The sequence below is a fragment of the Streptomyces sp. HNM0575 genome, from assembly GCF_012726265.1.
Lineage (GTDB): Bacteria > Actinomycetota > Actinomycetes > Streptomycetales > Streptomycetaceae > Streptomyces.
The window spans coordinates 490,937-503,189 of sequence record NZ_JAASAG010000002.1; the positions used below are offsets into that span (position 1 = coordinate 490,937).

Consider the following 12,253-nt stretch of genomic DNA (forward strand, 5'->3'; position numbering starts at 1 on the left):
GACGCCCGCGTGGGGCGGTGCGGCGGCCGGGGCCGTGCCCGGGACTGAGGGGTTCGGGGAGAGATCCGGCGGGGAGCCCGGCGCCGGATTCAGCGGTGGACGCCGGCCGATCCGTGCAGGACCTCGTGGGCGTCCTCGCGAAGGCTTCCGGACGGCTCGCCGCCCTCGTCGTCCCGCTCGTCATCCCGCTCGTCGTCCCGCTCGTCGTCGCGCTCGTCGAGGCCGTACGCCCCGTCCAGGAACGAGAAGGCGTCCAGGTCGTCCGCGTCCATCTCCTCGCTGCCCCAACTGGCGTGCGCCAGCTCGACCCCCGGCAACTCCCTTACGAGGTCGAAGGGATCCACGAGACACGCGAGCGCCTCCCCCGCGTCCCCGCTGACGATCTCCTCGGCGTGCGTGCGCTCCTCGTCCGGCATCAGCTCGTCGCGGGCGATGTGTTCGAGGGCCGACCTGGTCAGGACTTCCGCGTCGGCGATCTCCACGACCAGGTCGACGCGGAGCCGGATGTGCGGCGAGGGCTGTGCGGAGGTGTCGGAAGGTTCGCAGCGGGGTGTCTCGTCGGCAGCCATGTCGGGAGCGTAGGCCGGAACGGAGGCTCGGCTTCCGTACGACCCGCGGCTGTCTATAACATCGGCCACCGTGCCGCCAGTTCATGGTGCGCCCGGCGCACCGCCGCACTCGGAAGCCGCACTCGGAAGGGGCCTGCACCGTGTCCGCAGCCGGACGATCCAGCATCTCCGCTCACCGCCGTTCCCTGATGACGGCGACCGCCGCCGGTGCGGTCCTGTGCGCGCTCTGGTTCGTCCCGTCGGCGAAGGCCACCCAGGAGGTTCCGGGCGGCGCGCACCACGCGGTGACGTCCCACTCGGAGACGTCCTCCACGTCGTACCGGGAGGGCTCCGGGTACCGGGAGGGCTCCGGCCTCGACCGGACCAGCGAGGCGTCCGCCGCGCGTGACGGGCAGGACGGCTCCAGCACGCCCTTCGTGCTGAGCACGCTCGGGCTCGCCGGAGCGGGCGGCGCCATGGTGGCGCGGGCCCGGCGCCGCAGGAGCGGCTCAGGCGCAGGGTGACCCGCCGCCGTCGACGGACTGCTGAAGCACGTCGCAGGTGTGCTGGCACTCGTCCATCAGCCGTGTGGCCTCGGCCAGCAGGATCCCGTACGGGCGGGACGGGTCGCCCACCGGCAGCGCGCTCTTCTCCGCCTCCTCCACGAGCCGCGTGCGGTACCGCTGTGCCTGCTCCGCCGCCTCGCACAGCTCACGCGCCTGCTCTCGCAGCCGGTCCTCGTCGAGCCCGCCGAACAGATCGGTGATGTGCGCGAGCGTCGCCAGGAAGTCGCCGTAGCGGCGCAGGAAGCCGCCGTAGGCGTCGTCGTCCTGGCCGTCGTGCCACTGGTCCAGGCTGCGGGCCGTCGAGGCCAGCTGGTACGTCACGCGCTCCAGGGCGTCGATGACCGCGCGGTATCCGGCGAACGTCGCACGCCCCCGGTGGCGTTGCAGCAGCCGCCGCGGGTTGTAGTACGTGCTCTCCACCGCCGTGTGCACCGCCGCCTGCACCTGGTCCACGATCGGCCCCAGCTGCGAGGCGCGGTGACGCCAGTGCCGGGTGCGCTCCTCTTCCAGCCGGTGCTCGCGCAGTGCCGGGTACATGTCGCCGATCAGGTCGCACAGCGAGTGGGCGAGGGTGTGGATGCCGCTCTCGGCGCTGCGGTACCGCATCGGCGGCACCACCAGCAGATTGATCACGGCTCCCACCCCGCACCCGACGAGGACGAGCACGATGATCTGGCTCAGCTGGGCGAGCTTGTCGCCGGGCGTGGTGGCCGAGACGTAGGTGGAGAAGGCGAAGAAGGCGGCCGTCGCCACCTGCGATCCCTGCGACCCCAGCGGGCGCCACCGTCCGATGGCGATCGCGGCGAGCGCCACGAGGGCGAACGTCGGCAGGCCGGGTCCGAGGAGGAATCCGATCAGCACCTGGAGCGCGACGCCCAGCGCCACGGCCCCCACGTACCGCAGCGACTGGAGGAGCGAGCGGTAGACCGTGACCTGCATGATCAGCACCGCCGAGAACGGCGCGAACGCGGGCGACCGCGCGCCCATCAGATCGTGCGCGATCCACCAGGCCACGAGCGCCGCCAGGGCGCTCTTCCCGATCAGGGCCAGCGTGTGCCGCTCGTGCCCGTCCGAACCGGCCGCCCGCCGCAGCCACTGCCGTGCCCGTGCCGTCGACGCCTGCGACGCCGCCTCCGTCCGCTGCGGCGGCGCGGACCGTTCTGCCATCGAAGACTCCCCTGGTGCGTGTGGCGGGCGTTGCTGACGCCGCGGTCACGTACCCGGAGAGCGCAGGACTGCACGCGACTATGGCGCGGACCACAGAGCGGATCGCAGCGCGGACCGCAGACCGGGCACCAGACCGGGCACCAGAACGGACCGCGGACCGGTGCGTGCCCTTCTCAGGCGAGTTCGCCGGTCACCGACTGGGCCGCGCGCACCAGCGCTCCCGTACGTACGAACTCCTCCGCCGCCGCCAGGTCCGGCGAGAGGAAGCGGTCCGGGCCCGGCCCGTCCACCCCGGCCTCGTGCAGCGCGTCCACGATCGCGCGGGACGCCGCCGCCGGCGCCGACCGGCCGTCCGCGACCCGCAGTTCGACCGCGCGCGCCGCCGCGTACAGCTCCACGGCGACGACCCGCGTGAGGGCGTCCACGGCGCCGCGCAGCTTGCGCGCCGCCGACCAGCCCATCGAGACGTGGTCCTCCTGCATCGCCGAGGAGGGGATGGAGTCCACGGAGGCCGGTACGGCCAGCCGCTTCATCTCGCTGACCAGCGCGGCCTGCGTGTACTGGGCGATCATCAGTCCGGAGTCGACGCCCGCGTCGTGGGCGAGGAACGGCGGCAGGCCGTGCGAGCGGTTCTTGTCGAGGAGCCGGTCGGTACGGCGCTCCGCGATCGAGGCGAGGTCGGCGGCGGCCACGGCGAGGAAGTCGAGCACGTACGCGACGGGCGCACCGTGGAAGTTGCCGTTCGACTCGACCCGGCCGTCGGCGAGCACCACCGGGTTGTCGACGGCCGAGGCCAGTTCGCGCCGCGCGACGGTGAGGGCGTGGGCGAGGGTGTCGCGTCCCGCTCCCGCGACCTGGGGGGCGCAGCGCACCGAGTAGGCGTCCTGCACGCGCGGCGCGTCGTCCTGGTGGTGCCCCGTGAGTCCCGAACCGGCAAGCACCTTCAGCATGTTGGCGGCCGAGGCGGCCTGGCCCGGGTGCGGCCGGATGGCGTGCAGCTCGGGCGCGAGGACCTTCGCCGTACCGAGCAGCGCCTCCAGGGTGAGCGCGGCGGTGATGTCGGCGGAGGTGAAGAGGCGGGCGAGGTCGGCACAGGCGAGGAGGAGCATGCCGAGCATGCCGTCGGTGCCGTTGAGGAGGGCGAGGCCCTCCTTCTCCCGCAGTTCGACGGGGGTGACTCCGTGTGCGGTGAGAAGTTCCGCGGCGGGTGCGACGGTGCCGTCGGGGCCCTCGGCCTCGCCCTCGCCCATGAGCGTCAGTGCGCAGTGGGAGAGCGGGGCGAGGTCGCCGGAGCAGCCGAGCGAGCCGTACTCGTGCACCACGGGCGTGATGCCGGCGTTGAGCAACGCCGCGAAGGACTGGGCGACTTCGGCCCGTACGCCGGTGTGGCCGGACGCGAGCGTCTTCAGGCGCAGGAACATCAGCGCGCGCACGACCTCGCGCTCGACGCGCGGGCCCATGCCGGCGGCGTGCGAGCGCACGATGTTGCGCTGGAGCTGCGCGCGCAGACCGGGGCTGATGTGGCGTACGGCGAGGGCCCCGAAGCCGGTGGAGACTCCATAGACCGGTTCGGGCCTGGCCGCCAGCTCCTCGATGTGCCTGCGCGAGGCGTCGAGGGACGCCAGCGCCTGCGCCGACAGCTCCACGCGGGCGCCGTCCCGGGCGACGGCGATGACGTCTTCGGGGGTCGTGCCGGAGTCGCCCAGCACCACGGTGTGCATACTCATATTCAGGCACCCTAAAGAGTGAATCGATTCCTGTCACGGCCGGGGTTGGCGTGGGGCGCTGCCGCGCGGGGCGTCGCCCTTGCCCGGGCCGGGCAGTACGAGGTCCGCGCGGCGGCGGTGGCCGGGCCTGCGGTGTACGGGCCACACATCCGGGCGGCCCCGGGTGGGGCCGCGCCCCGGAGGGGCATCGAGTACCGCCCGGCGGCGGTCGGCGACCTGCGCCGTCGGTTGTACGGGGCGGCTCCGCACCGCAGTTGGGGGCGCACGCGCGATGCCTCGGCTGCGGTCCGGCGGCCCGCAGCCGCCGGGAGGCCGACCAGGTTTGGGTGCGCGGCGACCGGCCGGGGCGGACGCGACTCGGGTCACGGCGGGTGCGCCGGATCACGTTGACGTGGGGTCAGCGGCTCACGGCCGGGGACCCCGGCTCCCGCGGACCGCGCCTGCCGGCGCGGCCGGATCGCGCGGGCTGCGTCGAGTGCGTGGCGCGCGTGGCGCGCGTGGTCCCCTCGGATCCCGGCGTACTGTCCGCACCCGGCTCCCCCGCCATCTCCGCACCGGAGACGTCAACTCCCGTACCTGGACGGCCACTTACGCCCACCGCGTCGTACGAGACAGCCGAGCCCGCCCCGGACGGCGGCACATCCCCCACGCCCGGAGCACCGTCCGCACCCGAACCCCGCAGATCCCGCCCAACCGGCTCCGCACCGGAGACCTCAACTCCCGCACCCCCACCGCCACTTACGCCCACCGCCCCGGAACCCACACCCCACGGCGACACATCCCCCGCACCCACGCCCACACCCGCCGCACCGTCCGCACCCGAACCCCGCAGATCTCCCCCGACCGGCTCCGCACCGGAGACCTCAACTCCCGCGCCCGCACGGCCACTTACGCCCACCGCCCCGGAACCCACGCCCCGCGGCGGCACATCCCCCGCACCCGCACCCACGCCCGGGTCCGCGACCGGCGGAACGTACGGGCTCTTCGCGGCCTCCAGGCCGCCGCCCCCGGCGCCGAAGCTGCGGTTCCGTATTCGGGTACCGCTTCCGTCCGCTCCGTCCGCAGCCCCTGGGTCCGCCCCGGGATCCGGGTCCGCCTCGTCCGGGCTTTCCGCGCCGTCCGGCCCGTCCGCCCGGCCGCGGAAGTGGCGGCGGTCGCCCGGTGCCGGTGACGGCGCCGCCTCCTCCGCCTCGGACGCGTCCGCGAGCCGTACGACCGGGTCCTCGGTGCCGCCCTCGCGGCCCGCGACGACGGGCGCGAGCGCACGGGCCGCCTTCGCCCGGTACTGCGCGGCGTCGGCCAGGCGGAAGAGGCGGGCCGCCGACCGTACGGGCCCGATCGGGTCCCCCGTGGACGCGATGCCGCACGAAACGCCGTCACCGCCACGCAGCCCCAGCGCCTTGCGGCAGACCTCCTCCGCCGCCCGCAGAACCCGATCGGCGGGCGGGCCGACCGTCAGCAGGCAGAACTCGTCGCCTCCCAGCCGCGCCGCCAGCGCGCCCGGCAGCTTCGCGCCGGACAGCGACAGCACCATCCCGAAGCGCTCCAGCAGCCGGTCGCCGGCCGCGTGCCCGAACTCGTCGTTGACGCGCTTCAGTCCGTTCACGTCGCAGACGACGAGGCTCACGACCGTGCCGTCCTCGCGGTGGCGCTCGAGACCGTCGTCGAGCTTGCTCTCTACGGCCCGCCGGTTGGCCAGGCCCGTCAGCTGGTCGGTGAAGGCGAGCCGCCGCGCCTCCTCCAGCTGCTCGTTCTGCGCGATGCCCGCGGAGATGATCTCGGCCAGTATCGTCGCGTACCGCGCGTCGGAGCGGTCGAAGACCGGGGCCCCGGGAGCGCGGGCCACATACAGCTCGCCCCAGGCCCGTCCGCGCAGCACTATCGGGGCGACGACGCAGCAGCCGCGTCCGCGGCGGCGGAGAGCCGCGACGCGGGCGGAACGAGATTCCACTACGGGGCCGCCCTCCCCGGGGGCCGCGCCCGTCCCGCCGGCGGTCTCGATCCAGGCCGCCGGCTCGTCCTCGCCGTCTGCGCCGTCCTCGCCGTCCGCGGCCCACCGTTCGGGCAGCGGCTCGGTGATCTCCGGGAAGTCGTTCACGGGGTAGGACTCGCCGTCGGGGAACTCGCTCTCGCCGGGGGCCAGTTCACCGACGTTGACCAGTACGTCCAGCCGTCCCCGCCCGCGGTCCCAGACGGAGAGGGCGGCGAAGCTGCCGCCCATGGCCTCGCACGCCCGTAGCGCCGCGGCGTGCGCCACCTCGCGCTGCGTGGAGCGGCGGGCATGCGCCTCGCGGAAGCGCTGCGCTCCGGCCATGGCCTGCGCCAGCTCCACGACGGCTCGCAGACGTATGTCCTCTCCCATGAGAGCCAGGCTAGGACCAGTCCGGACAATCTTCTCGGGACGGCTGCTCCCACCGGACGGCCCCGCGCACGGTACGTGCCGTGCGGCTGCGCCCGTAAGGGCCCGCGCGTGGGCCCGCGGTCCGCACCGCCCCGCACCTGCCGTACGGGTTACCGGCGTACGTTCCGGATCTTGTCCGCCCCGACGACGCCTCCCGGGCCGTCGTCAGCCCGTCATCCGCCCGGCCACTGCGGCTTCCGCTTCTCGTTGAACGCGGCCACGCCCTCGGTGCGGTCCCCGGAGAAGGCGACCGTGCGCCAGGCCGCGTCCTCGATCTCCAGCCCGGCCCGCAGGTCCAGCCCCCAGCCGGTGCGCAGCGCGCGCTTGGCGGCCCGCAGACCGACCGGCGAGTTCCCGGCGATACGGGCGGCCAGCGCGAGCGCCTCCGCGCGGTCCTCACCGGCCCCCGTCAGCACGTCGACGAGTCCGAGCTCGCGGGCCTCCGCCGCCTCGACCCGGCGCGCGGAGAAGATCAGTTCGGCCGCGCGGGCGGCGCCGACCCGGCGCGGCAGCAGCTGCGTACCGCCGCCGCCCGGGATGACGCCCACGGAGACCTCGGGCAGCCCGACGACGGCGCTGGGGTCGGCCACGATCAGGTCGCAGGACAGGGCGAGTTCGAAGCCGCCGCCGAGCGCGTAGCCGTGCACGGCGGCGATCGTCGGCATCGGCAGCTCCAGTACGCCCGTGTACGCGGCGCGTGCCGTGGGGCGGTGGCGGCCCAGCTCGGCGTCGGTGAGGGAGTTGCGCTCCTTGAGGTCGGCGCCGACGCAGAACGCGCGCTCGTTGCTGGAGGTGAGCACGGTGACGCGCACGTCGCGGTCGGCGGCGAGCGCCGCGCACGCCTCGGCGAGACGGGCGGCGACCTCGGAGGAGACGGCGTTCATGGCCTTCGGGCGGTCCAGCACCAGCTCGGCCACGTGCGGCGCCGCCCCGGCGTCCTTGCGGACCGCGATCCACTCGCCGTAACGCTCTTCGCCCACCGTGCTCACGACCCCTCCGGTTAACGCTCGCTCACCAGTTACGCGGGCAACTGTACGGCGGGCTCACGGAACCCGGGCGGGCTCCCCTCCGGGGCCCGGTCCGGCACGGGTCCGCGTCCGGGCCGGGGCCGGGGCCGGGGCCGGGGCCGGTCGGGGAACGAGTCGAGGTCCGGTCCGGATCCGGGACGCCCGCAGCGCGGCGGCGCTCAGCGGCGGCTCAGCATCCAGGGCTCCACGACTCCCAGTCCCCGCACCGGCCGCTGGTACAGCGGCTGAAGCGCATAGCGGTAGCCGGAGAGGTCCTCGGTCTCCTTCTCCGACTCCGGGGCGTCGCCTGAGCCGACGAGCTCCGCGCGGCAGTCGCCGTCGACCAGCACCCGGTCCTTGGGAGCTATCGACGTCAGCCTGCTCGCGAGATTGACGGTGTTGCCGAAGACGTCGCCCATGCGCGTCGTCATCGTGCCGAAGGCGATGCCGACGCGCAGCTCGGGCATCGTCGGGTCGTTCGCCATGGTCTCGATCAGGCGCAGCCCGATCTCGGCGGCGGTGCCCGCGTCCTCGGCGACGTAGAGGATCTCGTCGCCCAGTGCCTTGATCAGACGGCCGCCGTTCGCGGCGACGAGATCGGCGGCCGTGGTCTCGAACGCCTCGACGAGCTCGCCCAGTTCGTCGTCCTCGAGGCGGCGCGTGAGCCGCGTGAAGCCGACGAGGTCGGCGAACGCGATGGCCTGCCGCCGCGCGACGGTGTCCTCGTCGTCCATCGCCTGCACGACCCGGCCGGTGGCGGCGGCGAGCTGGCGCCGCCACACGTACACCAGGAACTCCTCCAGCTCGGGCAGCAGCAGCTGTACGAGCGGATACGTGACCTCGTTGCGGGTCATCCCCGGCTCGGGCGGCTCCGTGAGCCCCATCAGGAACGAGTCGATCTGCCAGTCGGCCAGCCGCGAAGTGGTCTGCCCGGTCGAGCGGGCGACCTGCACGGCCGTGGTCTCGCTCAGCAGACCCGCCTCGACGAGACCGGCGAGGCGGCGCAGCGCCAGCACGTCCGCCTCCGTGAGCGCCCTGGCCTGGCCCACGTCGGCGAAGCCCATGGCACGCCAGAAACGGGAGGCCAGCTCCATGGAGACGCCGGCGGCGCGGGCCGCCTGGAACGGGGTGTACTGCCGCTTCGAGCCGAGGATCAGCTGCTCGATGCGGAGGGCGCTGGGGTCGTCCTCGTCCTCGTCGGGGATTTCGGGGAGGTCGGCGGCGCCGGCGCCCGGCGCTCCGGTACCTGCCGCTCCGGTGCCCGCGGGGCGGGGTGTGCCCGGTGTGCCGGGGCCGGACGCCTGCGGTTGCTCCGGCCGTTCACGCGACGGGCCGCCCTCCGGCACCTGCTCGCGCTCCGGCTCCGGTTCCGGTTCCGACTGCGGCCCGGACGTACGCGCGGGAATGTCCGGTTCATCGTCGGCCACTGTCCGCCCCTTGCCAGGTCCGGTCGTCCCTGCGCACTGCCCTTCCGTTCTCTTGCTGAGATCTTCCGGGGATCACCGGGACGCGTCACATCCGTGTCCCCTCCGCCGCGTGCCAACAATACGGCAGCACCGCGCTGAACTGGTCCCTCTGCGAACGGACCATCAGAAGCGGACCACGGCGGACCACCGGCTCGGCCGAACACGTACAGTGCGCCGGACGTGCGCCCGGCGGGCACCGGCGCGGGCCCCGCCCGTGCGGGCCCGGGGCCGCGGGTCACCGCCCGGCGCCGCCCCCGCCGCCCTAGCCGCCGGTTCCGCCCCCGCCGCCCTAGCCGCCGTCGCCCCCGGTACCGCCGCTGCCCCGCAGATGCACGATGTCCCCCGCCGCGACCGGCCGCTGCACCCCGTCCTCGGTGGCGATCACGAGACGTCCGTCGCTGTCGACGGCCACCGCCTCGCCGACGAGCTGCTCGCCGCCGGGCAGCTCGGCCCGTACGTGACGCCCGAGCGTGACGCAGCCCGCCGCGTACGCCTCCAGCAGACCGGCCGTGAGCGGATCGCCGTCCGCGGCGGTCCAGCGCCCGTACCAGTCCTCGACGGAGCGCAGCACCGAGCGCAGCAGCGGATCGCGGTCGGTCGCGCGGGCGCCCGCGAGGACGAGCGACCCCGCCGCGGGCACGGGAAGCTCCGATTCGCGCAGCGAGACGTTGAGCCCGATGCCGAGTACGACGCCGGCGCCGCCGCTCCCGCCCGCGCCCTTCGCCGCCGCCACGTCCGTGCGCTCCGCGAGGATGCCGCCGGTCTTGCGCTCCTCGCCCTCGACGTCGACCAGCACGTCGTTGGGCCACTTCAGCTTCGTGTCGACGCCCGCCGTGCGGGACAGCGCGGTGGCCGTCGCCACCCCGGCCAGGAGCGGCACCCACCCCCAGCGCTCCTGCGGCACGGGCGGCACGATCAGCATCGAGACGAACACCCCGGAGCGTGCGGGCGCGTTCCAGCCGCGCTCCAGCCGGCCACGGCCCGCGGTCTGCTCCTCGGCGACGAGCACGGCGCCCTCCACCGCGTCGCCGTCGCGCGCCCGTCCGGCGAGGTCGGTGTTGGTCGAGCCGGTGCGCTCGACCACGTCCAGCGATGTCCACATGCTGTCCGCACCGGTCAACGCCCTGCGCAGGGACGCTGCGTTGAGGGGTGGACGGCTGAGGTCGGACCAGCGGCTGCCCGGGTCGTCGGAGGGGTTCGGCGTCATGGCGCCAGCGTAGGCCCGCACCCGTGGGCACCGCCTGCGCGGCGGGGACGGGCACCGCCGGCGGGCGGGCCGGACGAACGGTGTGCGCCGCACGCGCCGCGCACGCACCCGGCACGCACCCCGCGGGCACGCCCCTCGTGCTCCAGTGTGGCCAACGCCGCACCGACGGAAGGCTCCTTCGCGGATAGCCTACGAACCGGTAGCCGCACGCTGACGAGTAGGAGCTCCACGCAGATGTCCGAGCAGTCCGAGCAGGCGAGCCCTGACATCCACACCACCGCGGGCAAGATCGCGGATTTCGAGCGCCGCGCCGCGGAGGCGACGCACGCGGGCTCGCAGCGTGCGGTGGAGAAGCAGCACGCGAAGGGCAAGCTGACGGCAAGGGAACGGGTCGATCTCCTGCTCGACGAGGGCAGTTTCACGGAGCTGGACGAGTTCGCGCGCCACCGTTCGACCAACTTCGGCCTGGAGTCGAACCGCCCGTACGGCGACGGAGTCGTCACCGGCTACGGCACCGTCGACGGCCGCCCCGTCTGCGTCTATTCGCAGGACTTCACGATCTTCGGCGGCTCGCTCGGCGAGGTCTACGGCGAGAAGATCGTGAAGGTCATGGACTTCGCGCTGAAGAACGGCTGCCCGGTCATCGGCATCAACGACGGCGGCGGCGCGCGCATCCAGGAAGGCGTCGTGGCGCTCGGCCTGTTCGCGGAGATCTTCCGCAGGAACGTGCACGCCTCCGGCGTCGTGCCGCAGATCAGCCTCATCGTCGGCCCCTGTGCGGGCGGCGCCGTCTACTCCCCCGCGATCACCGACTTCACGGTGATGGTCGACCAGACCTCGCACATGTTCATCACCGGGCCCGACGTCATCAAGACCGTGACGGGCGAGGACGTCGGCTTCGAGGAGCTGGGCGGCGCCCGTACGCACAACTCCACTTCCGGCGTCGCACACCACATGTCCGGGGACGAGAAGGACGCCGTCGAGTACGTCAAGGCGCTGCTGTCCTACCTCCCGTCGAACAACCTCTCCGAGCCGCCCGTCTACCCCGAGGACGCGGACCTGGAGACCTCCGACGAGGACCGCGAACTCGACAAGCTGATCCCGGACTCGGCGAACCAGCCGTACGACATGCACTCCGCGATCGAGCACGTCCTCGACGACGGCGAATTCCTGGAGACGCAGGCCCTGTTCGCGCCGAACATCATCACGGGCTTCGGGCGGATCGAGGGGCAGTCGGTGGGCGTCGTGGCCAACCAGCCGCTCCAGTTCGCCGGTTGTCTCAACATCGACGCCAGCGAGAAGGCGGCGCGCTTCGTGCGCACCTGCGACGCCTTCAACGTCCCCGTCATCACCTTCGTCGACGTACCCGGCTTCCTGCCGGGCACCGACCAGGAGTACGACGGCATCATCCGCCGCGGCGCCAAGCTCATCTACGCCTACGCGGAGGCGACGGTGCCGCTGGTCACCGTCATCACGCGGAAGGCCTTCGGCGGCGCGTACGACGTCATGGGCTCCAAGCACCTCGGCGCCGACCTCAACTTCGCCTGGCCCACCGCGCAGATCGCCGTCATGGGCGCGCAGGGCGCGGTCAACATCCTCTACCGCAAGCGGCTCGCCGGCGTCGAGGGCGACGACGAACGCGAGGCGCTGCGGGCGGAGTTGACGCAGGAGTACGAGGACGCGCTGCTGAATCCGTATGCCGCGGCCGAACGCGGGTATGTGGACGCTGTGATCATGCCGTCCGAGACCCGCCGCCACATCACGCGCGGTCTGCGCACGCTCCGCTCCAAGCGGGAGCAGCTGCCCCCCAAGAAGCACGGCAACATCCCGCTGTGAGGAGGCCGTTGGCCATGCTCGACCCGACGACGACAGAGGAGCGAGGGGAGCACCCGCCGATCCCGCCGGTCAAGGTGGTGCGGGGCAACCCGACTCCGGAGGAGCTGGCCGCCGCGCTCGCGGTGGTCAGGGCGCGGGCCGCCGCGGCGGCGTCCGAGGCTCCTGCCCGGCGTACCGCGCAGGAGTGGTCCGATCCCGCTCGCACGGTCCCGCGGCGGGTGCCGCAGCCGGGCCCGAGGGCCTGGCGTACGACGTACTGGCCCGCGTGACACCGCTGCCGCGGCGCGGTCCCCGTTCGCACGCTCGCGGCCGGGTTCCGCGGCGGGTG

General features: G+C 73.8%; 9 protein-coding genes and 1 pseudogene. 3 read left to right on the forward strand and 7 right to left on the reverse strand.

Features of this window, described 5'->3' with window-relative positions; genetic code table 11:
- Positions 1-89: 89 nt before the first annotated feature.
- Entirely contained in the window at positions 90-569 is a 480-nt protein-coding gene (locus tag HCC61_RS06040) for a hypothetical protein (RefSeq protein ID WP_206322137.1), read from the reverse strand.
- Positions 570-733: 164 nt separating this feature from the next.
- On the opposite strand from HCC61_RS06040, the gene HCC61_RS06045 reads away from it, so the two are divergent.
- The gene (locus HCC61_RS06045; protein ID WP_346777076.1) at positions 734-1,072 is read left to right on the forward strand and encodes a hypothetical protein; all 339 of its coding nucleotides are present in this window, start codon (positions 734-736) and stop codon (positions 1,070-1,072) included.
- Here HCC61_RS06045 and HCC61_RS06050 read toward each other — a convergent pair.
- The 6 genes and pseudogenes from HCC61_RS06050 to HCC61_RS06075 all read right to left on the reverse strand — a co-directional run bounded on the left by HCC61_RS06050 (position 1,058) and on the right by HCC61_RS06075 (position 10,089).
- Positions 1,058-2,281: an aromatic acid exporter family protein gene (locus HCC61_RS06050; RefSeq protein ID WP_169134211.1), complete on the reverse strand. Its 1,224-nt coding sequence runs from the start codon at positions 2,279-2,281 to the stop codon at positions 1,058-1,060. The genes HCC61_RS06045 and HCC61_RS06050 overlap by 15 nt on opposite strands.
- Positions 2,282-2,454: 173 nt before the next feature.
- The gene (hutH, locus tag HCC61_RS06055) at positions 2,455-4,002 is read right to left on the reverse strand and encodes a histidine ammonia-lyase (protein ID WP_206322218.1); all 1,548 of its coding nucleotides are present in this window, start codon (positions 4,000-4,002) and stop codon (positions 2,455-2,457) included.
- Positions 4,003-5,206: 1,204 nt separating this feature from the next.
- Positions 5,207-6,370, reverse strand: a pseudogene (locus HCC61_RS30550) (diguanylate cyclase); the annotation flags it as partial.
- A gap of 212 nt (positions 6,371-6,582) precedes the next feature.
- The gene (locus HCC61_RS06065; protein WP_346777046.1) at positions 6,583-7,398 is read right to left on the reverse strand and encodes an enoyl-CoA hydratase-related protein; all 816 of its coding nucleotides are present in this window, start codon (positions 7,396-7,398) and stop codon (positions 6,583-6,585) included.
- Positions 7,399-7,595: 197 nt separating this feature from the next.
- Positions 7,596-8,621, reverse strand: a complete 1,026-nt coding sequence (locus HCC61_RS06070; protein WP_346777077.1) for an adenylate/guanylate cyclase domain-containing protein — start codon at positions 8,619-8,621, stop codon at positions 7,596-7,598.
- A gap of 550 nt (positions 8,622-9,171) precedes the next feature.
- Positions 9,172-10,089, reverse strand: a complete 918-nt coding sequence (locus tag HCC61_RS06075) for a biotin--[acetyl-CoA-carboxylase] ligase (RefSeq protein WP_169134213.1) — start codon at positions 10,087-10,089, stop codon at positions 9,172-9,174.
- Between the two features lie 234 nt (positions 10,090-10,323).
- Between HCC61_RS06075 and HCC61_RS06080 the strand changes: the two genes are divergently transcribed.
- Positions 10,324-11,925 carry an acyl-CoA carboxylase subunit beta gene (locus tag HCC61_RS06080; protein WP_169134214.1) on the forward strand — a complete coding sequence of 534 codons (1,602 nt, stop codon included), beginning with the start codon at positions 10,324-10,326 and terminating at the stop codon, positions 11,923-11,925.
- 14 nt (positions 11,926-11,939) lie between these two features.
- Entirely contained in the window at positions 11,940-12,194 is a 255-nt protein-coding gene (locus HCC61_RS06085; RefSeq protein WP_169134215.1) for an acyl-CoA carboxylase subunit epsilon, read from the forward strand.
- Positions 12,195-12,253: the final 59 nt, after the last annotated feature.